Below are 21,793 nucleotides of genomic sequence, written 5' to 3' on the forward strand. Positions count from 1 at the left end.
GGGGGTGCTCACTTCAGCCTGCTCGATGCCAGGACCGACACGAGGTGGAGGAGGGTCTGCAGCAGTGCGATGCCGGCCAGGACCGCGACCGCGAGGCGGCTGAAGAAGAGGTCGTCCCTGACCGAGTCCAGGACGGCCGCGACCAGGATCACCAGGGACGCCTCGACGCACAGGATCAGCCGGTGGAACTTGAGCGCACCGGCGGCCCGGCGGGCGAACGCCATGCCGGACGAGCGCGGCTCGGACGCCGCCTCCTTGACCGGCGGCAGCCCGCCCTGGTGGCGTGCGACCCCGACGAGGTCCGTCTCGGCCTTGATCAGGATGGCGCCCAGGGCCGCGAGAGTGCCCAGGAAGGCCCACAGCCAGTCGATCCGCCCGTTGCCCCACAGGTCGGCGGCGCGCAGGCCGAAGCCGACCAGCACCGCCGCGTCGCAGAGGTAGGCGCCGACCCGGTCCAGGTAGACCCCGCCCAGCGAGAACTGCTTCTTCCAGCGGGCCAGCTCGCCGTCGACGCAGTCGAGCAGCAGGTAGAGCTGGACCATGAGGACGCCGAGCAGCGCGCCGGGAATGCCCGGAACGAGCAGGGCCGGAGCGGCGAGGACGCCCGCGACGGTCATCAGGTAGGTCAGCTGGTTGGGCGTGACCTTGGTGTTGACCAGGTACCGGTCCACACGCAGCGAGACCTCGCGCATGTAGATCCGGCCCGCCCAGTGTTCGCCGCTGCGCCGGTCCTTGACGCCCGGGGGGTGAACGACCGGGCGAAGTTCAGCTACTGATGGTCTTGGCATAGTCGGCGTACGCGTCCCTGATCTGGTCGTTGGACAGGCTGAGGTGTTCCAGGACCGTGAAGCGTCCCGGGCGGGTCTGCGGGGCGTAGGCGACTGCCTCGACGAATTCGTCGATGCTGAAGCCGATCTCCTCGGGCCGGACCGGCAGGCCGTGCCGGCGCAGGACCTCGGCGAAGAGCCCGGACTCCTCGTGCGCTCCGCGCAGGTGCATGGCGAAGGCGGCGCCGAGGCCGACCTGCTCGCCGTGGCTCGCGGCCCGCTTGGGGAAGAGCAGGTCGAAGGCGTGGCTGATCTCGTGGCAGGCGCCGGACGAGGGGCGGGTGTCGCCGCTGATCGAGATGGCGATGCCGGAGAGCACCAGCGACTCGGCGAGGACGGTGAGGAACTCGTCGTCGGCGACGGTGCCGGGGTGGCGCAGTACCGCTTCGCCCGCGGTACGGGCCATGGCCGCGGCCAGTCCGTCGATCTGCTCGTTGTTGACCTGGTGCGAGAGCTCCCAGTCGGCGATGGCCGAGATGTTGGAGATCGCGTCGCCGATCCCGGAGCGCACGAAGCGGTCCGGGGCCGCCCGGATCACCGAGAGGTCGATGACCATGGCGATCGGCATCGGGACCCCGTAGGAGCCCCGGCCGTTGTCGTTGTCGAGCGTCGCGACGGGTGAGCACAGGCCGTCGTGGGCGAGGTTCGTGGCGACCGAGACCAGCGGCAGGCCGACCCGGGCCGCGGCGTACTTCGCCACGTCGATGATCTTGCCGCCGCCGAGGCCGACCACGGCGTCGTAGCGCTTGCCCTTGATGTCGTCGGCCAGCTGCACGGCGGCGTCGATGTTGCCGCCCGCCACGCAGTACCAGTCGGCGCCCGGCAGGGCGGGGGCGAGCTTCTCGCGCAGGGCCTGTCCCGAGCCCTCGCTGATCGCGATCGCGAGCTTGCCCGAGGCGGAGATCCGCTGGTCGGCGAGGAGACCGGCCAGGTCGTCCATGGCGCCCCGGCTGATGTCGACGAAGACCGGGGAGGGAATGAGCCGGGTCAGTACTGGCACGCGATCTCCCTGCCCTTCGCGAGGTCGTCGTGGTTGTCGATCTCGACCCAGGTCACCTCGCCGATGGGGGCCACGTCGACGGTGAAGCCGCGGTTGACGAGCTCCTGGTAGCCGTCCTCGTAGTAGAGGTCCGGGTCGCGCTCGAAGGTCGCCTTGAGTGCGTCGGCGAGCTCCTCGGCGGCCTCGGCCTCGATGAGGGTGACACCGATGTACTCGCCGGTGGCGGTGGCCGGGTCCATCAGCTTCGTGATCCGCTGAACGCCCTTGTCACCTTCGGTGATGACCTTCATCTCCTCGTCGGCGAGGTTCTTCACCGTGTCGAGGGCGAGGATGATCTTCTGGCCCTTGCCGCGGGCGTCCAGCAGGGTCCGCTCGACGGAGACCGGGTGCACGGTGTCGCCGTTGGCGAGGATCACGCCGCGCTTGAGGACCTCACGGGCGCACCACAGGGAGTAGGCGTTGTTCCACTCCTCGGCCTTGTCGTTGTCGACGAGGGTGAGCTTCAGGCCGTACTTGGCCTCCAGCTCGGCCTTGCGGTCGTAGACCGCTTCCTTGCGGTAGCCGACGACGATCGCGACCTCGGTGAGCCCGATCTCCGCGAAGTTGGCCAGCGTGAGATCCAGGACGGTCTTCTCGCCGTCCACCGGCACGAGCGCCTTGGGGAGCGTGTCGGTGTAGGGGCGCAGACGCCTTCCTGCGCCGGCTGCCAGTACGAGGCCGATCATGCGGGTTCTCCTTCGTCGTGAACGGCGGGTGCCCCGGAGGACACCCAGAAGCGGATGGACTCCACCAGCACGACCAGTGCCACGGCCACTGCGAGAGCGGTGAGTGCCACGGTGAAGCCCGACGCTCCGGTGAGTACGGCGGCGAGCACGGCCACCACCAGGGTCCGGCCCTCGTGCCCGCCGATCGTGCGCACCAGCCACTGGGGCGGCGCGCCGGTGCCGCCTCGAATGCGGTACACCGTGTCGTAGTGATGGTAGGCGACGGCCGACACGAGTCCGAAGGCCGCGGGAAGCGCGCCGTCGATGTCGCTGCGGGCGGCCAGGGCGAGGACCGTGCAGTATTCGGCCGCCCGGAAGACCGGGGGTACGAGCCAGTCGAGCGCGCCCTTGAGGGGGCGGGCCACGGCTATGCCGGAGCACACCACGTAGAAGACCGCGGCGATGATCATCTGGCGGCTGCCGAACGGCTGCAGCAGTGCGGCGGCGACCAGCGCGCCGGCGCCGACGACGGCCACCACCGGCGCGGTCCAGGCGCCCGGGATCCGGGGACCGCGGGCCGCCACGAGCTGGGCGAGCGGTCCGGAGTCGGCGAGGTCCGCCAGTGCCTGGGCGGCCCGGTCGGTGCGGCTCGCCTTGCGTGTCAGGGAGCGCAGCAGCCGGCCGGCGGTGGTGTAGCAGGCCGCGAAACTGCAGCCGACGAGCAGGGCGTAGAAGACGATCCGCGGGGTGGTCACCGCGGTCAGTACGGCGATCATCGCCCAGCGCTCGCCGATCGGGAGCACGATCATCCGGCGCAGCCAGACCGTCCAGCCGACGCTGTCGAGCTTGTCGGAGAGCGCGGCCGTGGGGCTCGAGTTCGCCACCGCGTCGTGGTTCGCCTCGTTGAACGAGAAGTCGATGACGTGACGGCAGGACTGCAGCACCATCGCGCCGAGCGCCAGGGCCCAGACGTCGTCGCCACCACGGGCGGCGCCGAGTGCCAGGCCGGCGTAGTAGGCGTACTCCTTGGCGCGGTCGAAGGTGGCGTCCAGCCAGGCGCCCATCGTCGAGTACTGCAGCGAGTAACGGGCGAGCTGCCCGTCCGTGCAGTCCAGGACGAAGGAGAAGAGCAGCAGCAGGCCCGCTGCGACGTACCCGCCCCGGGTGCCGGTGGCCGCGCAGCCGGCCGCGATCAGCGCGGTCAGCAGGGAGGCGGTCGTGACCTGGTTCGGGGTGAACCCGCGGCGCGCGCACCAGCGGGCGAGGTAGCGCGAGTAGGGGCTGATGCAGTAGGTGGTGAAGAAGCCGTCGCGGGCCTTCACGGCGCTGCGCAGCCGGACCGCCTCGTCGTCGACGGCGGCGACACCGGAGAGAGCGATGGTGCGTGCGGCCTCGTCCACCGGCACTGCCGCGACGAGCGAGCCGAGCTCCGGGCGCTGCACGGGGGTGCCCTCGGCGTCCATCGTGGCGGCGAGCCGGCCGGGCACGGTGCGGTCCTCGACCGCGACGGTGCTGCCGGGCGGTCCGGTGGGGACGCCGGCGCCGACCGCCTCGGTGGTGCTGCGCAGTGCGCGGACCAGCGCGGGTCGTGCCTCGGGCTGCGCGGTGAGCGCGCCGGGAACGGCGGCGGCGGGGAAGCGGGGGTCGGTCAGTCCGAGCCGCAGGGCGTGGACATGGCCGACGAAGCGGGGGTCGACGAGTGCGACCCGGCTGTCGGTGGGGACGGCGGACAGCAGCCGGGCAGCTTCGCTGACATCGGCGGCGGCCTGTACGTCGAAGCCCAGTGATCGCAGATCGTCCTCGATGGACGATCCGGGTACCGGAGCACCTGTGAGAATGGCGGTCGACAGACGAACTCACTCCTTGGTGCTGACACGGGTCGGCGCGCGACAGTGCGGCCCCGATGCGGGCCGGCGGCATGTCGGCAGAGGCTATCGGATGAACGGAAGCGGGAGTTCACTGCCCGTTTATGCTCCGTTCCGGGCGGACCGGGATCATGCGGCGCCGTCCGCGATCATCATCGTCGATGGCCGCCTCGCCTGACAAAACGCGGTGGGACAGCCCTTAGGCTGGCCCGCATGACATGGCTGATCACAGGCGGGGCCGGATATATCGGGGCACACGTGGTGCGGGCCATGAAGGAGGCCGGCGAGCGGGTGGTCGTGGTCGATGACCTCTCCTCCGGCAATCCGGACCGGCTGCCGGACGACGTCCCGCTGGTCCGGGGCTCGGCGGCCGACCGCGCACTGCTGGACCGGGTGCTGGCGGAGCACGCGGTGACGGGTGTGGTCCATCTCGCAGCGAAGAAGCAGGTCGGCGAGTCCGTCGAGAAGCCGCTCCTGTACTACCGGGAGAACGTCGGCGGGCTGACCGTCCTGCTGGAGGCCGTCGTGGCCGCCGGCGTGCGGCGCTTCCTGTTCTCCTCCTCGGCCGCGGTCTACGGCGTACCGGAGGCGGAGCTGATCACCGAGGAGGCTCCTTGCGTCCCGATCAATCCGTACGGTGAGACCAAGCTCGCCGGGGAGTGGCTGGTCCGGGCGGCCGGGAAGGCGCACGGGCTGTCGACCGGCTGTCTGCGCTACTTCAACGTGGCCGGCGCCGCCGGGCCGGAACTGTCGGACACCGGTGTCTTCAACGTGATTCCGATGTTCTTCGACCGGCTCACCCGCGGTGAGGCCCCGCGGATCTTCGGTGACGACTACGCCACCCCCGACGGCACCTGCATCCGCGACTACATCCACGTGGCCGACCTGGCCGACGCGCACCTGGCCGTCGCCCGGCAGCTGGCCGCGCAGGACGTCCCCGGCGACCTGACCGTGAACATCGGCCGCGGCGAGGGCGTCTCGGTGCGCGAGCTGGCGGATCTGGTGGCGGAGATCACCGGTATCGACCGGAAGCCCGAGGTCGAGCCGCGCCGGGCCGGGGACGCGTCGAAGGCCGTCGCGTCCTGCGAGCGGATCTCCGGGGAGCTGGGCTGGACGGCCCGGCGCGGGGTGCGCGAGATGGTCGGGTCGGCCTGGCAGGGCTGGCAGTTGCACCACCCCGGCACGACCGCTCCATGAGCTGCCCCGGCTGTCGGGCCACTGCGCTGACCTGCGGCCATTTCCGCAGGTCAGAGCAGTTGACAACGGTGTTCACTGCCGTGTTGCCCGATACCCCCCGCCCGTAGTTCACTGGCAGTACTCGGGCGAGCGCGCCCGATTCCGCGAGACGACCGGGAGGCGTCCCCATGGGGGCTGGGCACGATCACGGACATACGCACGGCGGGCCCGCACCCACGGGCACCGCGGCCGCCGCGTACAAGGGACGCCTGCGGATCGCGCTGTACATCACGCTCACCGTGACGGTCATGGAGATCGTCGGGGGGCTGCTGTCCGGCTCCCTCGCGCTGATCGCCGACGCGGCCCACATGGCGACCGACGCCCTGGGGCTCGGCATGGCCCTGCTCGCCATCCACTTCGCCAACAAGCCTGCCGGACCGAACCGCACCTTCGGCTACGCCCGTGCCGAGATCCTCGCCGCGCTGGCCAACTGTCTGCTGCTGCTCGGGGTGGGCGGCTACCTCCTCTTCGAGGCGGTGGAGCGCTTCATCACCCCGACCGGGACCAGGGGCGGCCTGACGATCGCCTTCGCCCTGGTCGGCCTGGTCGCGAACCTGGTGTCGCTGTCCCTGCTGACCCGCGGGCGCAAGGACAGCCTCAATGTGCGCGGCGCCTATCTGGAGGTGCTCGCGGACACCCTCGGTTCGGTCACCGTGCTGGTGTCGGCGGGCATCATCCTGGCCACCGGCTGGCAGGCGGCGGACCCGATCGCCTCGCTGGTCATCGGGCTCATGATCGTTCCACGTACGGTGAAGCTGCTCAGGGAGACGCTGAACGTCCTGCTGGAGTCGGCGCCCCAGGGCGTGGACATGAGCGAGGTACGCGACCACATCACGGCCCTGCCCGGAGTGCTGGACGTGCATGACCTGCACGCCTGGACGATCACCTCGGGCATGCCGGTGCTCTCCGCCCATGTGGTGGTGCATCAGGAGCTGCTCGACTCGATCGGGCACGAGAAGCTCCTGCACGAGCTGCAGGGCTGCCTCGGCGACCACTTCGACGTCGAGCACTGCACCTTCCAGCTGGAGCCGAGCGGGCACGCGGAGCACGAGGCGAAGCTCTGCCACTGACCGAGGGCGTCAGGACCGGCGGTGTAGGGTTTTCGCAGAGGTGTACGAGCCTGTGCCCGCGTGAGATCCGCGACCGAGAGGAGCTGGGGTTGATGACCGTCGCCACCGCGCCTGCCCGGCGCACCACCCGGTCCTGCTTCACTTCCAGGGTCCCCGGCTGACGGCTGTCCCGTAATCCCCGGTGGGTCAGCGCCAACGGAGCCCGCTCACCCAAGGATTTCCCACGTTGAGCGACAACGATCACTCCATGCACGACACAGCATCTCCCTCCCGGGGCCCCGGCCCGGTGCGGCCGGCTGCCGGTACCGGCGGCCTCTGGACGACCCGCCCGGAGACGGCGACGGACGTCCGCGCGGTGCACGCGGTCAACGCGGCCGCGTTCCCGACGCACGCCGAGGCCGATCTGGTGGACGCGCTCCGCGAGGACGCCGCCGCCTGGCTGCCGGGCCTCTCCTACGTCGCGGAGGCGGCCGACGGATCCGTGGCCGCCTTCGCCCTGCTCACCCGCTGCCTGGTCGGGGGCGCGCCGGCACTGGCGCTGGCCCCGGTGGCCACGGCCCCGGAACATCAACGCCGGGGCGCCGGGCAGGCCGTGGTGCACGCCGTGCTCGACGCGGCGCGGCGGCGAGGGGAGCCGCTGGTCCTGGTGCTCGGTCATCCGGAGTACTACCCGAGGTTCGGCTTCGAACGCGCGTCGGGGTACGGGATCCGGCCAGACTTCGAGGTGCCCGACGAGGCGATGATGGCCCTGGTCCTCGATGATTCCGTGCCTGTTCCCCCGGGCACGATTCAGTACCCGGCGGCGTTCGGGGTCTGACGCGCCGTCCGGCCCCGCCGCCCCCGGCCGGCGGGGCGGGGCCGGACATGCCAGCACCCGAAGTGCGGACAAGCCGCTTTTGTACGGCAGACTTGAGCAGACTCGACGGGACCGGCGCACGGGGCCGGGACCACAGCGAAGGATGGGTATGCCGACCACACCAGCCACCGCGGCGAACAGCTCGTCGAACGGCACAGCAGAAGCGATCATGCTCGAACTGGTCGACGAGAACGGCACCACCATCGGCACGGCGGAGAAGCTCGCCGCCCACCAGGCGCCCGGCCAACTGCACCGGGCGTTCTCCGTGTTCCTCTTCGACGAGCAGGGCCGGCTGCTGCTGCAGCAGCGCGCCCTGGGCAAGTACCACTCCCCCGGTGTCTGGTCCAACACCTGTTGCGGTCACCCGTATCCGGGCGAGGCGCCCTTCGCCGCCGCAGCCCGCCGGACGTACGAGGAGCTGGGCATCTCCCCCTCGCTGCTGGCCGAGGCGGGCACCGTCCGCTACAACCACCCTGACCCGGCCTCGGGTCTGGTGGAGCAGGAGTTCAACCACCTCTTCGTGGGCATGGCGCAGGAGCAGCTGCGGCCGGACCCGGAGGAGGTGGGCGAGACGGCTTTCGTGTCGGCCGCCGAACTGACCGAACGGCATGCCAGGGCGCCGTTCTCGGCCTGGTTCATGACGGTGCTGGATGCCGCAAGGCCCGCGGTCCGCGAGCTGACCGGCCCGTCCGCCGGCTGGTAGGGCGGCCGGCGGCGCGGAAGGGTCAGAGGTGGCTGCTGAGCGGCAGCGCCGCCCAGATGACCTTTCCGCCGCCCGCGGTGTGCTCCACGTCGCAGGTGCCGCCCGCCTCCCGGGTGATCTCCCGGACCAGCAGCAGCCCGCGCCCGCCCGTCTGCGCGTAGTCCGTCTCCAGCGCCGTCGGGCGGTACGGATGGTTGTCCTCGACGGACACCCTGATCCATTCGGCGCCCACGGCCACCTCCACCGCGAGCTCCGGGGAGAGCAGCGCCGCGTGCTTCACGGCGTTGGTGACCAGCTCGGAGACGATGAGCAGCAGCCCCTGGGCGATGTCGTCGTCCAGGGGCACGCCCTGGCGCTCCAGCAGGTCCCGTACGGCGTGCCGGGCCTGGGGTACGGAGACGTCCGTGGCCGGGGCGGTGAACCGCCAGACCCCTTCGTACGACACGGGCCGGGCAGGGACACTCCCGCGGCTCTCCATAGACCGGTACCCGCTCTCCACTCGATGGTGACTGCACGTCGAGTACAGGGTGCGGGGCGTAGTTGGTCCGGTCCGTACCACTGAACAGAAGTCGACTTCTATCGGCGCAACTTGACCGAATAGCTGCGAGCGTGTCAGTTGTCGGACCGCTTTTGGCCTTCTCCCGCAGCCTGGTCCGGCTCCTCCCCGGGTGCCATCTGATCCGACACCATCGAGACGATCCGGCGGCCGCCGACACCGATGGCGATGAGCCCTAGTCCGTCGAAGAGCAGGGCGAGCGAGAAGAAGCAGCCGAGCACGTAGAGGCTGCTGTGGGGCCAGTCGAAGAGGACCAGCAGGCCCAGCAGCAGGCCGAAGGCGCCCTGCAGGAGAGTCCAGCCGAACTGCGGCCCGCGCACCACGACACTGCCGACCAGGCGGAACACCCCACCGGTCAGGAAGAGCAGCGCGGCGAACATGGTCAGCGCCTCGGCTGTGCCGTGGGGGTGGCGGATGACGACTACTCCGGCGGCGATGTTCAGCGCGGCGACCACCACGCCCAGCCAGAAGTAGCTGGTCCCGCGCGACTGGACCGCGTGGAGCAGCCCGACCAGGCCGCCGATCAGCAGCAGCCAGCCGAAGAGGATCATCGAGGTGAGCGTCGCGACCCCGGTGTAGACGAGTCCGACCAGACCGGCGACGACGAGGACAATGCCGAGCAGGGCAAGGCCGCCGAAACTGCGGCTGAGCTTCCTGCCTTCTTTCGCGGGATCGGCCACCACAGGCTCCTCGGGGTGCGTGCGTGCTTCGCGGCCCCTCCCTGATCATAGGTTCGAACAGTGCCGATAGCATCCGGCGCATGGACCGTACGGAACCCCGGCTCGATCACACCGTCGCGGACGGCGTCGCCATAGTCGTCATCAACAACCCCGCCAAGCGCAACGCGATGACGGCGGCCATGTGGTTGTCACTGCCCGGGCTGCTGGAACAGCTCGCCGCCGACACCTCGGTGCGCGCGCTGGTGCTGACCGGCGCCGGGGACACCTTCTGCGCCGGGGCGGACATCTCCTCGCTCCGCGACCCCTCGGGCGCCCCGCAGGGACTCGCCGTGGCGGCCGAGGAGGCGCTGGCCACCTTCCCCCGGCCGACGCTCGCCGCGGTGCGCGGCTACTGCGTGGGCGGGGGCAGCCAGCTCGCGGCCGCCTGCGATCTGCGGTTCGCCGAGGAGGGTGCGTCGTTCGGCGTCACCCCCGCCAAACTCGGGATCGTCTACGCCGCGTCGTCGACCCGCCGGCTGGTCGCGCTGACCGGCCCCGCGACGGCGAAGCACCTGCTGTTCTCCGGTGAGCTGATCGGCACGGAACGGGCGCTGCGCACCGGTCTGATCGACGAGGTGCTGCCCGCCGGCGAGCTGGACAAGCGGGTCGAGGCGTACGTACGGACCCTGGTGTCCCGTTCACAGCTCACCCAGGCGGCTGCCAAGGAGTTCGCCACCGGGCGGACGGACCGCGACGCGCACTGGGCGGACCAGGCGCGGCGCAGCGGCGACACCGCGGAGGGCGTCGCCGCCTTCCTGGAGCGGCGCGCACCGCGCTTCACCTGGCCTTCCCTGCCGTGACCGCGCCCGGTTACCGCATGACGAAACGGCTCTTGTCGCGCCACTCCTGAACCAGTTCGGCCGGTGCCTTCTCGGGGGATCCGGCCTCGTAGGGCGGCTGCGGGTCGTACTCGGTGAGCAGTTGCACGGACTGGGCGTGCCGGTCGCCCGCGATCCGGCCGAGCAGGGTGAGGCCCATGTCGATGCCGGAGGAGACGCCCGCGGCGGTGACGTACTTGCCGTCGATGACCACGCGTTCGCCGGTCGGCTCGACGCCGTGCTCCCTCAGCCTGTCGAGGGCCAGCCAGTGCGAGGTGGCCCGCCGCCCCGTCAGGAGCCCGGCGGCCGCGAGCAGCAGGGAGCCGGTGCAGACGGAGGTCGTCCAGGTACTGGTGGCATCGGCCGTGCGCAGCCAGTCGAGCAGGGTCTCGTTCTCCATCTGGGCGCTCTGGCCGGGGCCGCCGGGAACGATCACCAGATCGGGCGCCGGGACGTCGTCGAGCGCCCGGTCGGCGACCAGTGCCAGGCTGCCGCTCTCGTTGCGCACCGGGCCGGTCCGCTCGGCGACGAAGACGGTCTCGGCGCCGGGCGCCCGGGACAGGATCTCGTAGGGTCCGACGGCGTCGAGGGCGGTGAAGCGGTCGAAGAGGAGGATGGCGATCTGCATGGGCGGCTGCCTGCCTTCGGGTCAGTGACTGACGGGTGCGGTGGCGAGAGGTGCGGTGGGAAGGGGCCGGGCGAGGGGTTCGCCGGCGGGCCGGGAGCTGAACCGTCTGCGGTATTCGGCCGGTGACGTGCCCAGGGCCTTGACGAACGCGCGGCGCATCGCCTCCGGCGTGCCGTAGCCGCACGTCCGTGAGATCCGGGCGACACCGTCGGTGGTGTCCTCCAGGAGCCGGCGCGCCTGTTCCAGACGGACCCGGTCGACGTACCGGCCAGGCGTCATGCCGGTCTCCGTGTGGAAGGCGCGGGCGAAGTGGCGCGGCGAGAGGCGGGCGCGGGCCGCGAGCGCCTCGACTGAGAGGTCCTCGCCCGGGTGCTCGGTGATCCAGTGCTGGACCTCGCGCAGCGGTTCGCGGCGGGCCGTCTGGGCGGTGAGCTGGGCGCTGAACTGCGCCTGGCTCCCGGGCCTGCGCAGAAAGACGACCAGGTGCCGGGCGACGGTGAGCGCCACGTGCCGGCCGTGGTCCTCCTCGACGAGTGCCAGCGCGAGGTCGATGCCCGCGGTGACTCCGGCGGAGGTGGCCAGTCTGCCGTCGCGTACGAAGATGGGCTCCGGATCGACCTCGACCTGCGGATAGGTGCGCGCCAGGTGGTCGCAGAGCATCCAGTGCGTGGTCACCCGGTGCCCGTCCAGCTGCCCGGCGGCGGCGAGCAGCAGGGCGCCGCTGCACACGGAGACGAGGCGTTCGGCGTGCGGGGCGTGCTCGCGCAGCCAGTCCACCAGGGCCGGGGCGGGGTCACGCGTGCCCTGGCCGCCGGGGACGAGCAGGGTGTGGGGCGGTTCGGCATCGGCGAGGCTGCCGTCGGGGACCAGGACGAGGCCGCTGGACGAGCGGACCGGGGCGCCGTCCAGCGAGGCGGTGCGCAGCTCGTACGAGGCCTCCGGGAGCCGGGAGGCGCCGGCGAAGACCTCCATCGGCCCGCTCACATCGAGGCTCTGGATGCCGTCGAAGAGGACGACGAGCACGGATCGCTGCTTCATGCCTGCCATCCTCGGCGGCCTCGCGGATGGCCGCAATGACGCAATCCCCACCTTTCCTGCCATGGCGGGGTGCGGTGCACCTCACCCGTGCCCCGGGGTTCCGACCCGTACCGACCAGTCGGTAACGTGCAGGCATGAGTACTCTGCCGCCCCGTGCCGGACGCCGCTGCCACAACGCCGTCAACCCTCTGCACTCCGCGCTCTACTTCTCCCCCGACCTCGGGAAGGAGCTCGGCGGGATCGGGATCGAGGATCCCTCTGCCGCGTACTTCGCCTCGCGCGGAGCCGCTTTCGGCGCTGTCGGCCCCGGTACGGTCACCGCGACCTTCTACAACTTCAACCATGAGCTCGTGGCCAGGCACCTGCCCGCCGTCTGGGACATCGCCTCGCCCGAGGCGGTCCTGGCGGCGCGGCTGCGGGCCGCCGACTCCACGCTGCGCCGGCTCCTCGGCGAGGAGATCATCGCCTCCCCCGAGCTGGCCGAGGCCGCCCGGCTGGCACTGCACGCCGCCGAGGCCTGCACGCGACACGCCCGGCCGTTGTACGCGGCACACGCCGATCTTCCGGTGCCGGAGCAGCCGCACCTCGCGTACTGGCATGCCGCGACCCTGCTGCGTGAGCACCGCGGTGACGCCCACCTCGTCGCCCTTCTCGCCGCCGAGCTCGACCCGGTCGAGGCCCTGGTCAGCCACTCGGCCACCAGTAAGGGCATGTCGCCGCGCTGGATCCTGTCCACCCGCGGCTGGCGCCGCAGCGACTGGGAGGACGCCTCCGCACGGCTGCGCGACCGCGGACTGCTCACCGCCGAAGGCGAGTTGACGGAGGCGGGCACTGCCCTGCGGGCCGGGCTCGAGGAGACCACGGACCGGCTGGACCTGGCCCCGTACGAGCATCTGGGCGGTGCGGGAGTGGCCCGGCTGACCGAGCTGGCGGGCGGGTTCCTCCGCACGGCGATGGCGGCGGGCGCGTTTCCGGCGGACCTGAAGGGCTAGGGACTCCCGTTCGGATCATGCCCGGGCTCGCGAGCCGGGCCTGATCCGGTAAGGGAGCCCCGGTCGCCGCCCGGTACCGGCGGCCGGTATGTGAGGTGGCCGGGCGACACGGCGCCCGGCCACCCGGCACAATGCAGGCGAGTGGCCCCGGGCCGGTCCCAGCGACGGTCCCCGGCCCGACCAGCACAGCCAGTACGGGAAGGCGAGTCGGTAAAATCGTGACGACGTCCATCGAAGGCAGGATCGCCGAGGAGCTCGGCGTACGCGAGCGACAGGTGAAGGCGGCCGTCGAGCTGCTCGACGGCGGATCGACCGTGCCGTTCATCGCGCGCTACCGCAAGGAAGCGACCGAGATGCTCGACGATGCGCAGCTGCGCACGCTCGAGGAGCGGTTGCGGTATCTGCGGGAGCTGGAGGACCGGCGTGCCGCGATCCTCGAATCCGTACGGGAGCAGGGCAAGCTCGACACCGCGCTGGAGGCGCAGATCCGGGCCGCCGACACGAAGGCGCGCCTTGAGGACATCTATCTGCCGTTCAAGCCGAAGCGGCGGACGAAGGCGCAGATCGCCCGGGAGGCCGGGCTCGAACCGCTCGCCTCGGGTCTGCTGGACGATCCGTCGGTGGATCCGCTGGTCGCGGCCACCGCCTTCGTCGACGCGGACAAGGGCGTGGCGGACCAGGCGGCGGCTCTGGAGGGGGCGCGGGCCATCCTCGCCGAGCGGTTCTCCGAGGACGCCGACCTGACCGGCGAGCTGCGTGAGCGCATGTGGTCGCGCGGCCGGCTGGTGGCCAGGGTGCGGGACGGCAAGGAGGAGGCGGGCGCCAAGTTCGCCGACTACTTCGACTTCACCGAGCCGTTCACCGCACTGCCCTCCCACCGGGTGCTCGCGATGCTCCGGGGTGAGAAGGAGGACGTCCTCGACCTCGTCCTGGAGCCGGAGGAGCCGTCCGGGACGCCCGGGCCGTCCTCGTACGAGAACATGGTCGCCCGGCGCTTCGGGGTGAACGACCGCGGGCGCCCCGGGGACAAGTGGCTCGGCGACACCGTGCGCTGGGCCTGGCGGACCCGGATCCTGGTGCACCTCGGCATCGACCTGCGGCTGCGGCTGCGCACGGCGGCGGAGGACGAGGCGGTACGCGTCTTCGCCTCGAACCTGCGCGATCTGCTGCTGGCGGCACCGGCCGGGACCCGGGCCACGCTGGGGCTCGACCCCGGGTTCCGTACCGGGGTGAAGGTCGCCGTCGTGGACGCGACCGGCAAGGTCGTCGCGACCGACGTCATCCACCCGCACGTGCCGGCCAACAAGTGGGACCAGTCGCTGGCGAAGCTGGAGCAGCTGGCGAGGGCGCACGACGTCGACCTGATCGCGATCGGCAACGGCACCGCCTCCCGCGAGACGGACAAGCTCGCCGGTGAACTGTGCGAAAAGCACCCGGAGTTGAAGCTCACCAAGGTGATGGTGTCGGAGGCGGGCGCCTCCGTGTACTCGGCCTCGGCCTTCGCCTCGCAGGAACTCCCGGACATGGACGTGTCGTTGCGCGGCGCGGTCTCGATCGCGCGCCGCCTCCAGGACCCGCTCGCGGAGCTGGTGAAGATCGATCCCAAGTCCATCGGGGTCGGGCAGTACCAGCACGACCTGTCCGAGGTGAAGCTCTCGCGGTCGCTGGACGCGGTCGTCGAGGACTGTGTGAACGGGGTCGGTGTCGACGTCAACACCGCTTCGGCGCCGCTGCTCTCACGGGTCTCCGGCATCGGCTCGGGGCTCGCGGAGAACATCGTCGCGCACCGCGACACCAACGGCCCGTTCCGTTCCCGCAAGGGACTGAAGGACGTGGCCAGGCTGGGCCCGAAGGCGTACGAGCAGTGCGCGGGCTTCCTGCGGATCCGGGGCGACGACCCGCTGGACGCGTCCAGTGTGCACCCGGAGGCGTACCCCGTGGTCCGGGCGATGGTGAAGCGGACCGGCGGTGACGTCGCCTCGCTGGTGGGCAACACCGGCGTGCTGCGGACGCTGCGGGCCGATGACTTCGTGGACGAGAAGTTCGGGCTGCCGACGGTCACCGACATCCTCAAGGAGCTGGAGAAGCCAGGGCGCGACCCACGCCCGGCCTTCAAGACGGCCACCTTCAAGGAGGGCGTCGAGAAGATCGGCGACCTGGCGTCCGGGATGGTGCTGGAGGGCGTCGTGACCAACGTCGCGGCGTTCGGCGCGTTCGTGGACATCGGCGTGCACCAGGACGGACTGGTGCACGTGTCGGCGATGTCCAGGACGTTCGTGAAGGATCCCCGCGATGTCGTGAAGCCGGGCGACATCGTCAAGGTCAAGGTCATGGAGGTCGACATCCCGCGGAAGCGGATCTCGTTGACCCTGCGGCTGGACGACGAGGCGGCGGCGAGCGCGGGTGCCGGGGCCGGCTCCGGTTCCGGCAACCCGGGCGGCGAGCGGGGCGGTCGCCCACCGCGGCAGCGGCAGGGCCAGGGCCAGGGTGGCGCGGGCTCGCGTGGCGGCCAGGGCGGCCAAGGGCGTGACCGGCGCGGTGGCGGCAGTGGTAGCGGCAACGGCGGTGGCGGCGGCGCCCGTCAGGCTCCGGCGGCCGCTCCGGCGAACGGGGCGATGGCCGACGCGCTCCGGCGGGCGGGGCTGCTGGATCCGAAGCAGGGCGGCAAGAAGCGGTAGCGGTTCGGCAGCGGTAACCCAGGCCCGGATCGGGGCGGGGTGGGGAGATGTTCGCCTGCGGCGGGCGTTCTCCCCACCCCGCCCTTTCGCGTAGCGGGGGCCGGTCCGCCCCCTCGCCGGAGGGGCCGAAAAGGGCGCAGTCGCTTGTAGGTCACCGACCTCGCACCCGCCCGGTATACCAAGTCGGTCTCAAGTCGCTTTCGCACCCATGACCGCTCGCACCATCCGCCCCTTTTTGTGCGGCCAAATACGCTGCAAAACCGGCAAACAAGGCCGTATAACCGGGCTCTGCCGCCAACCCTCTTGGTATACCGTTACGCCTCAACGCGTACCCAAGCCGGTACCCGTCATGCCGTCCCGCTGTCCTGCCGTCCTCAAGGAGGCTTGATCCCATGCGTCGAATTCCGGCCACTCTGTCGGTGGCCGCATTGCTGGCGATCACCACCGCATGCAGCTCACTCTCTCCGCCCGGCAAGGAGACCACCGCCCAGGCGCGGCTCACCGACCTGCGTCCCGTTCGCGACGGCGGCACGGTCACGGTCGGGCTGAAGTCCGATCCCGACAGGCTGGACCCGAGCCTGACGACGACACTCGTCGCCCGCACCGTCTTCACGTCCATGTGCGAGCAGCTCTACGACGTGGACCAGCAGAACAAGTTCGTGCCGCAGCTCGCCGCCTCGATGCCGAAGATCACCGACGGCGGCCGGACCTTCACCTTCGACGTCCGCAAGGACGCCAGGTTCAGTGACGGCGCGCGCCTGGACGCGGCGGCCGTGAAGACCTCGCTCGACCGGCACCTGCATCTGCGCGGCTCCGGACGTGCCTCCGAGATCGACTCCGTGCAGAAGGTCACGGCCGTCGGCCCGTACACCGTGCGGCTCTCGCTGAGCCATCCCGATGTCCCGCTGCTCGGACGGCTCGCCAACACCGCCGGGCTGATCATGTCGCCGAAGGCGCTCAAGACGTACGGAGCGGACTTCGCGACCCATCCGTCGTGCGTCGGTCCCTTCCGGTACGTCAAGCGCGTAGTCGGTGACCGGATCGAGCTGGAGAAGGACCCGCTGTACTACGACGCGGACAAGGTCCACCTCGGCCACGTCATCTACAAGACGATCACCGACGGCAGCATCCGGATGGCCAACATCCGTTCCGGTGACGTCCAGATCGGCGACCAGATGGGCCCGGTCGAGGTACGCAACTCGATGGGTGAGAAGGGACTCCAGCTCCTCAACACCCCTTCCCTCGGCTACATGGCGCTCACGCTCAACGTCGGCAACTCGCACGGGATCGACAAGAAGCCCAGCCCCGTCGACAGCCCCTTCGGACGCGACGTGCGCGTCCGGGAGGCCTTCGACCTCTCGCTGGACCGCGAGCTGATCAACAAGCTGGTCTTCCAGGGCATGTACGAGCCGGCCTGCAGTCCGGTTCCGCCGGGCACGCCGCTCAGCTCCCCGATCACCTGCCCGAAGCGCGACGTGGCCAAGGCCAGGCGGCTGCTGAAGGAAGCAGGCATGACGAAGCGGGTGCCACTGGAGCTGATGATCAACACGACTCCGGAGGACAGCCGTCTCGGCCAGGTCGTCCAGGCCATGGCGGCGGACGCCGGCTTCGACGTCCGGCTGCGGCCCACCGAGTTCGCCACCGGACTCACCCGCACCCTCGCCGGCGACTTCGAGGCACGGACGGGCGGCTGGGGCGGGCAGCCCGACCCGGCCGGCAACATCGACAGCCTCGTGGGCACCACCGGCAGCAACAACCAGGGCAAGCTCTCGGACCCCACCATCGACCGGCTGATCGTCGAGGGGCGCAGCACCTCGGACGTCGCCGAGCGCCGTGAGATCTACCGCAAGCTCACTGCCGCGATCAACAAGCAGCACGGCGTCATCTACCTCTACCGCAACATCAACTACGTCTCCGCCTCACAGGACGTGAGCGGTCTCAAGCTCTCCGGTGACGGCCTGATCAGGGTCAAGGAAGCCGGTTACACGAAGGGGAGCCGGTGAAGAACCTCCGCAGACTGCTCACGTCGTACGTGAGCCGCCGGATCGGCATGTCGCTGGTGACCATGGTGCTGGTCAGCATCACCGTGTTCTTCGGTGTGCGCGCGATGCCCGGTGACACCGCCCAGGCGCTGGCCGGCGAACAGACTTCCCCCCAGGTGCTGGCCGCGATCCGCTCCGAGTACGGACTCGACGACAACATCGCCGTCCAGTACTGGCGTTACGTGAGCAACGCGGCCACGGGCGACTTCGGCACCTCGGCCCGCACCGGGCTTCCGGTGCTCGACTCGATCACCCAGGCACTGCCCATCACCCTCGAACTGGCCGCGCTCTCCCTGCTGATGGCCGTGGTCGTCGGCATCGGGGCCGGTGTCATGGCCGCGGTGCGGCGCGGGAAGCCGGAGGAGTGGCTGGCCAACGGCATCGCGCTGCTGGGCATGTCGATCCCGGCCTTCTGGCTCGGCATCGTGCTGGTGCTGGTGTTCGCCATCGCCATGCCGGTGTTCGCCGCCTCCGGTTTCGTGCCGTTCAGCACCGACCCGCTGGAGAACCTGCGTCGCCTGGTGCTGCCCGCGGTCGTGCTGGGCTCCGGCCTCGCCGCGGTGGTGATGCGTCAGACCAGAGCGGCGATGATCGACGCCATGTCCTCGGACTACGTGCGCACCGCACGGGCCAAGGGACTGGCGCCGGCCGCCGTGATCGGCCGGCACGGGCTGCGCAACTCGCTCGTCACCGTGATCACCGTGCTGGGCCTCCAGCTCGGCCACCTGATCTCCGGCGCCGTCGTCACCGAGCAGGTCTTCGTCCTGCCGGGCTTCGGCAAGCTCACCATCGACGCGGTCTTCACCCGTGACTACGCGATGGTCCAGGGCGTGGTCCTGTTCACCTCGGCCGCCTACATCCTGATCAATCTGCTGGTCGACTTCCTGTACTCCGTGGTCGACCCGCGCATCCGGCTCGGAGGTTCCCGATGACCCTCGCCCCCTCCCCCGCGCCGCCCGCTGCCGCCGCCGCGGGCACCGCCTCGCGGCCGTCCGCCCGCGTCGTGCGGCTCACCACCTCGCTGCGCCGGCTCCGGCGTAACCGGCTGGCCCTGGTAGGCGCGGTGCTGTCCGCGGTGTTCGTGCTCGTCGCCCTGCTCGCGCCGCTGCTGGCCCCCTACGACCCGGCCCGGCCGGACTTCGAGGCGGCGCTCATGGAACCGAGCTGGTCGCACTGGCTCGGCACGGACGACCTGGGCCGTGACCAGCTCTCCCGGGTACTGGTGGGAGTCACCGCCTCCATGCAGGTCGGTGTGCTGGCCGTGCTCCTGGCCTTCGTGGTCGCCGTCCCGCTCGGGCTGGTGGCCGGCTACTACGGCCGGTTCGCCGACACGGCGGTCTCCCGGCTGACCGACACCATGCTTGCCTTCCCCTTCCTGGTCCTGGCCGTGGGCCTCGCCGCCGTGATGGGTCCCTCGCTGGAGAACGCGACGCTCGCGATCGGCATCTCGCAGATCCCGGGAATCGTCCGCGTCACCCGCGCCGAGACCCTGCGGCTCAAACACCTGGACTACGTCGGTGCCGCGGTGGCCAACGGCGGCGGCGACGGCGTCATCCTGTTCCGCCACATCCTGCCGAACGCGACATCGACGCTGATCGTGCAGGCCACCGTCGGCATCCCGTCCGCCATCATCGGCGAGGCGGTGCTCAGCTTCCTCGGTCTCGGGGTGCAGCCGCCCTCCCCCTCGCTCGGCGTGATGCTCTCCAGCGCCCAGCCCTTCATCGCGGACGCGCCCTGGATGGCGGTCTTCCCCGGCCTGGTCATCGTGCTCGCCACCCTGGCGTTCAACCTGCTCGGTGACGGCGTACGCGACATCCTCGACCCCGCGGAGGTTCCCGGTGACCGAAGTCGACACGTCCACCGTGACCCGGCCCGCCCCGGACGGCGGCACCTCGCCGGTGCTCCGGGTCCGCGACCTGACCGTCTCCTTCCACGGCGCGGAGCGCACCGTGCACGCGGTGGACGGGGTCTCCTACGACCTGGCGCCCGGCGAAGTACTGGCCGTGGTCGGCGAGTCCGGCTGCGGCAAGTCCGTCACGTCCATGGCGGTGATGGGGCTGCTGCCGCCGACCGCCCGGATCGGCGGATCCATCACCCTGGACGGGCAGGAGCTCGTCGGGGCCCCGGAGAAGCAGCTGCGGTCGCTGCGCGGCCGCCGCCTCTCGATGATCTTCCAGGAGCCGATGACCTCACTCAATCCGGTCCTCACCGTGGGACGGCAGATCACCGAAGTCCTCATCCGCCACCAGGGTCTGAGCCGGCGCGCGGCCAAGGAGCGGGCCGTCGAGCTGCTCGACGTCGTCGGTATCCCGGCGCCGCGCAAGCGGGTCGACGAATACCCGCACCAGCTGTCCGGCGGCATGCGGCAGCGGGTGATGATCGCGATCGCGGTGGCGTGCGACCCCGCGGTGCTGATCGCGGACGAACCGACGACGGCCCTCGACGTGACGGTGCAGGCCGGCATCCTCGACGTGCTCCGGTCCCTGCGGGACCGGCTCGGCACCGCAGTCGTGCTGATCACCCATGACCTCGGGGTCGTCGCGGACACCGCGGACCGGGTACTGGTGATGTACGCGGGCCGCCCGGTCGAACAGGCCTCGGTGGACGAGCTGTTCACCTCGCCGCAGCATCCGTACACCCGGGGTCTGCTCGGTGCCGTGCTGCGTCCGGGCAGCCGGGGCGCGGGCGGAAGGGCGCGGCTGAACGAGATACCCGGGCTGGTGCCCGACCTGCGCGAACAGCCGCGTGGGTGCAGCTTCGCGCCGCGCTGTGCCTCGGCCGACGACAGCTGTCTGACGAGCCGTCCGCCGCTGAACAGGTCCGCCGGCACCCACCTGATCGCCTGCTACCACCCGGCCGATGCGACCGGGCCCGACCAGTCCCGACCCGACGCGAGCAAGGGAACCGCCCGATGACCGCCAGCCTCACCCCACCCGCCGGCCCGGCGGGATCCGTCACCCCGGTGCTGGACGTCCAAGGCCTGAAGCGGCACTTCGACGGGGCGGGTGGCACCGTGAAGGCGGTGGACGGGGTGTCGTTGACGATACTGCCCGGCGAGGTCGTGGGCCTCGTCGGGGAGTCGGGCAGCGGCAAGTCCACGGTGGGGCGCTGCGTGGTCCGCCTCGACCGGCCGACCGACGGCAGCGTGGCGATCAACGGCACGGATGTCACGACGCTCCCGCCGCGCGCGCTCAGGCCGTTGCGCAAGGACTTCCACCTGGTGTTCCAGGACCCCTCGTCCTCGCTGAACCCGCGGATGACCATTCGGCAGATCATCGCGGAGCCGCTGCGGCTGCACGGCATGGCGACCCGCGCCGAGGCCGCTCGGCGGGTGGACGGGCTGCTCGCCCAGGTGGGCCTGCGGCCCGAACTGGCCGACCGCAACCCCCATGAGCTCTCCGGCGGCCAGCGCCAGCGTGTGTCCATCGCGCGTGCGCTGGCGGTCGATCCCGCGCTCCTGGTCGCCGACGAGCCGACCTCGGCACTCGACGTGTCCGTGCAGGCCTCCGTCCTCAACCTGCTCGCGGACCTGCAGCGGGAGCGTGGCTTCGGCTGTCTCTTCATCACCCACGACCTGGCGGCGGTGGAGTACCTGGCGGACCGCATCGCGGTGATGTATCTGGGCCGGATCGTCGAACAGGCCCCGGCCGCCGAGCTGTTCGCCGCCCCCAAGCATCCGTACACGCAGGCACTGCTGTCGGCGGCCCCGGTGCCCGACCCGGCCGAGCAGCGCGGCCGCCGCCGGATCGTGCTCGGCGGTGACCTGCCCAGCCCGCTGGACCCGCCGCCCGGCTGTCACTTCCACACGCGGTGCCCGCTGGCCACGGAGCGGTGCCGTACGGAGGCGCCGGTGCTGCGCACCCTGCCCGCCGAGGAGGGTGCCGATGCGGTCCCGCGGGAGGTGGCGTGCCACCTCGCCGCCGAGGACGGCAGTGTGCCGGACGCCGCGAAGGCGGTCGCGTAACACCGCCGTCGGAGCCGGGGCCCGTACCGCCAACCGGGCCCCGCGCGCACGGATGACCGCGTCGTGCGGGTACGGCGCGGTCCTCTCGCTGCCCGCG

At 71.2% G+C, this 21,793-nt stretch carries 19 protein-coding genes and 1 pseudogene; 12 read left to right on the plus strand and 8 right to left on the minus strand.

What is annotated here, in order from left to right:
• Window positions 1-8: 8 nt before the first annotated feature.
• Genes LNW71_RS00595 through LNW71_RS00610 form a run of 4 tightly spaced genes read right to left on the minus strand, consistent with a single transcriptional unit; the run spans window position 9 to window position 4,195 of the window.
• Window positions 9-788: a CDP-alcohol phosphatidyltransferase family protein gene (locus LNW71_RS00595; RefSeq protein WP_123466356.1), complete on the minus strand. Its 780-nt coding sequence runs from the start codon at window positions 786-788 to the stop codon at window positions 9-11.
• Complete coding sequence (locus tag LNW71_RS00600) at window positions 766-1,827, minus strand: iron-containing alcohol dehydrogenase family protein (protein WP_250966402.1); 1,062 nt, start codon at window positions 1,825-1,827, stop codon at window positions 766-768. Before LNW71_RS00600 ends, LNW71_RS00595 begins: the two co-directional genes overlap by 23 nt.
• Complete coding sequence (locus tag LNW71_RS00605) at window positions 1,815-2,552, minus strand: phosphocholine cytidylyltransferase family protein (RefSeq protein ID WP_250966403.1); 738 nt, start codon at window positions 2,550-2,552, stop codon at window positions 1,815-1,817. The genes LNW71_RS00600 and LNW71_RS00605 overlap by 13 nt, the downstream gene beginning before the upstream one ends.
• A complete protein-coding gene (locus LNW71_RS00610; RefSeq protein ID WP_250971849.1) occupies window positions 2,549-4,195 on the minus strand; it encodes a DUF5941 domain-containing protein in 1,647 nt (548 codons plus the stop codon). The genes LNW71_RS00605 and LNW71_RS00610 overlap by 4 nt, the downstream gene beginning before the upstream one ends.
• A gap of 414 nt (window positions 4,196-4,609) precedes the next feature.
• Here LNW71_RS00610 and galE point away from each other — a divergent pair, with 414 nt between their 5' ends.
• From galE to idi, 4 genes are all read left to right on the plus strand, one after another.
• Window positions 4,610-5,593, plus strand: coding sequence for a UDP-glucose 4-epimerase GalE (gene galE, locus LNW71_RS00615; RefSeq protein ID WP_250966404.1), 984 nt, complete (start codon window positions 4,610-4,612; stop codon window positions 5,591-5,593).
• A 167-nt stretch (window positions 5,594-5,760) separates the two neighbouring features.
• Entirely contained in the window at window positions 5,761-6,702 is a 942-nt protein-coding gene (locus LNW71_RS00620; RefSeq protein WP_250966405.1) for a cation diffusion facilitator family transporter, read from the plus strand.
• 247 nt (window positions 6,703-6,949) lie between these two features.
• A complete protein-coding gene (locus tag LNW71_RS00625) occupies window positions 6,950-7,519 on the plus strand; it encodes a GNAT family N-acetyltransferase (protein WP_250966406.1) in 570 nt (189 codons plus the stop codon).
• A gap of 148 nt (window positions 7,520-7,667) precedes the next feature.
• A complete protein-coding gene (gene idi, locus LNW71_RS00630; RefSeq protein ID WP_250966407.1) occupies window positions 7,668-8,261 on the plus strand; it encodes an isopentenyl-diphosphate Delta-isomerase in 594 nt (197 codons plus the stop codon).
• Window positions 8,262-8,283: 22 nt separating this feature from the next.
• Here idi and LNW71_RS00635 read toward each other — a convergent pair whose 3' ends face one another.
• On the minus strand, window positions 8,284-8,739 hold the full coding sequence (locus LNW71_RS00635) for an ATP-binding protein (RefSeq protein WP_250966408.1): 456 nt from the start codon (window positions 8,737-8,739) through the stop codon (window positions 8,284-8,286).
• Between the two features lie 134 nt (window positions 8,740-8,873).
• Window positions 8,874-9,497: an HdeD family acid-resistance protein gene (locus tag LNW71_RS00640; RefSeq protein WP_250966409.1), complete on the minus strand. Its 624-nt coding sequence runs from the start codon at window positions 9,495-9,497 to the stop codon at window positions 8,874-8,876.
• 80 nt (window positions 9,498-9,577) lie between these two features.
• On the opposite strand from LNW71_RS00640, the gene LNW71_RS00645 reads away from it, so the two are divergent.
• On the plus strand, window positions 9,578-10,336 hold the full coding sequence (locus LNW71_RS00645) for an enoyl-CoA hydratase/isomerase family protein (RefSeq protein ID WP_250966410.1): 759 nt from the start codon (window positions 9,578-9,580) through the stop codon (window positions 10,334-10,336).
• A gap of 10 nt (window positions 10,337-10,346) precedes the next feature.
• Here LNW71_RS00645 and LNW71_RS00650 read toward each other — a convergent pair whose 3' ends face one another.
• Together LNW71_RS00650 and LNW71_RS00655 are read right to left on the minus strand one after the other, a co-directional pair.
• A complete protein-coding gene (locus LNW71_RS00650) occupies window positions 10,347-10,982 on the minus strand; it encodes a DJ-1/PfpI family protein (RefSeq protein ID WP_250966411.1) in 636 nt (211 codons plus the stop codon).
• A 21-nt stretch (window positions 10,983-11,003) separates the two neighbouring features.
• On the minus strand, window positions 11,004-12,020 hold the full coding sequence (locus tag LNW71_RS00655) for a GlxA family transcriptional regulator (protein ID WP_250966412.1): 1,017 nt from the start codon (window positions 12,018-12,020) through the stop codon (window positions 11,004-11,006).
• Window positions 12,021-12,154: 134 nt separating this feature from the next.
• On the opposite strand from LNW71_RS00655, the gene LNW71_RS00660 reads away from it, so the two are divergent.
• The 7 genes and pseudogenes from LNW71_RS00660 to LNW71_RS00690 all read left to right on the plus strand — a co-directional run bounded on the left by LNW71_RS00660 (window position 12,155) and on the right by LNW71_RS00690 (window position 21,696).
• Window positions 12,155-13,012: a hypothetical protein gene (locus LNW71_RS00660; RefSeq protein WP_250966413.1), complete on the plus strand. Its 858-nt coding sequence runs from the start codon at window positions 12,155-12,157 to the stop codon at window positions 13,010-13,012.
• 218 nt (window positions 13,013-13,230) lie between these two features.
• Window positions 13,231-15,690 (plus strand): Tex family protein, encoded by a 2,460-nt coding sequence (locus LNW71_RS00665; RefSeq protein ID WP_250966414.1) that lies wholly within the window; start codon window positions 13,231-13,233, stop codon window positions 15,688-15,690.
• A 392-nt stretch (window positions 15,691-16,082) separates the two neighbouring features.
• The gene (locus tag LNW71_RS00670) at window positions 16,083-17,693 is read left to right on the plus strand and encodes an ABC transporter substrate-binding protein (RefSeq protein ID WP_250966415.1); all 1,611 of its coding nucleotides are present in this window, start codon (window positions 16,083-16,085) and stop codon (window positions 17,691-17,693) included.
• Entirely contained in the window at window positions 17,690-18,664 is a 975-nt protein-coding gene (locus tag LNW71_RS00675; protein WP_250966416.1) for an ABC transporter permease, read from the plus strand. The genes LNW71_RS00670 and LNW71_RS00675 overlap by 4 nt, the downstream gene beginning before the upstream one ends.
• Window positions 18,661-19,574, plus strand: a pseudogene (locus tag LNW71_RS00680) (ABC transporter permease). Before LNW71_RS00675 ends, LNW71_RS00680 begins: the two are co-directional and overlap by 4 nt.
• Window positions 19,571-20,647 carry an ABC transporter ATP-binding protein gene (locus LNW71_RS00685; RefSeq protein WP_250966417.1) on the plus strand — a complete coding sequence of 359 codons (1,077 nt, stop codon included), beginning with the start codon at window positions 19,571-19,573 and terminating at the stop codon, window positions 20,645-20,647. The pseudogene LNW71_RS00680 and the gene LNW71_RS00685 overlap by 4 nt, the downstream one beginning before the upstream one ends.
• Window positions 20,644-21,696, plus strand: a complete 1,053-nt coding sequence (locus LNW71_RS00690; protein WP_250966418.1) for an ABC transporter ATP-binding protein — start codon at window positions 20,644-20,646, stop codon at window positions 21,694-21,696. The genes LNW71_RS00685 and LNW71_RS00690 overlap by 4 nt, the downstream gene beginning before the upstream one ends.
• Window positions 21,697-21,793 lie beyond the last annotated feature (97 nt).

It is taken from the genome of Streptomyces sp. RKAG290, assembly GCF_023701695.1.
In the GTDB taxonomy this organism is placed as follows: domain Bacteria; phylum Actinomycetota; class Actinomycetes; order Streptomycetales; family Streptomycetaceae; genus Streptomyces.

What these genes read in the sequence shown, in the direction of transcription:
- LNW71_RS00625 (WP_250966406.1), top strand. Translation starts at nt 6,950, where the DNA reads ATGCACGACACAGCATCTCCCTCCCGGGGCCCCGGCCCGGTGCGGCCG.
- LNW71_RS00655 (WP_250966412.1), bottom strand. Translation starts at nt 12,020, where the DNA reads ATGAAGCAGCGATCCGTGCTCGTCGTCCTCTTCGACGGCATCCAGAGC.
- LNW71_RS00670 (WP_250966415.1), top strand. Translation starts at nt 16,083, where the DNA reads ATGCGTCGAATTCCGGCCACTCTGTCGGTGGCCGCATTGCTGGCGATC.
- LNW71_RS00605 (WP_250966403.1), bottom strand. Translation starts at nt 2,552, where the DNA reads ATGATCGGCCTCGTACTGGCAGCCGGCGCAGGAAGGCGTCTGCGCCCC.
- LNW71_RS00650 (WP_250966411.1), bottom strand. Translation starts at nt 10,982, where the DNA reads ATGCAGATCGCCATCCTCCTCTTCGACCGCTTCACCGCCCTCGACGCC.
- idi (WP_250966407.1), top strand. Translation starts at nt 7,668, where the DNA reads ATGCCGACCACACCAGCCACCGCGGCGAACAGCTCGTCGAACGGCACA.
- LNW71_RS00645 (WP_250966410.1), top strand. Translation starts at nt 9,578, where the DNA reads ATGGACCGTACGGAACCCCGGCTCGATCACACCGTCGCGGACGGCGTC.
- LNW71_RS00635 (WP_250966408.1), bottom strand. Translation starts at nt 8,739, where the DNA reads ATGGAGAGCCGCGGGAGTGTCCCTGCCCGGCCCGTGTCGTACGAAGGG.
- LNW71_RS00660 (WP_250966413.1), top strand. Translation starts at nt 12,155, where the DNA reads ATGAGTACTCTGCCGCCCCGTGCCGGACGCCGCTGCCACAACGCCGTC.
- LNW71_RS00690 (WP_250966418.1), top strand. Translation starts at nt 20,644, where the DNA reads ATGACCGCCAGCCTCACCCCACCCGCCGGCCCGGCGGGATCCGTCACC.
- galE (WP_250966404.1), top strand. Translation starts at nt 4,610, where the DNA reads ATGACATGGCTGATCACAGGCGGGGCCGGATATATCGGGGCACACGTG.
- LNW71_RS00620 (WP_250966405.1), top strand. Translation starts at nt 5,761, where the DNA reads ATGGGGGCTGGGCACGATCACGGACATACGCACGGCGGGCCCGCACCC.
- LNW71_RS00595 (WP_123466356.1), bottom strand. Translation starts at nt 788, where the DNA reads ATGCCAAGACCATCAGTAGCTGAACTTCGCCCGGTCGTTCACCCCCCG.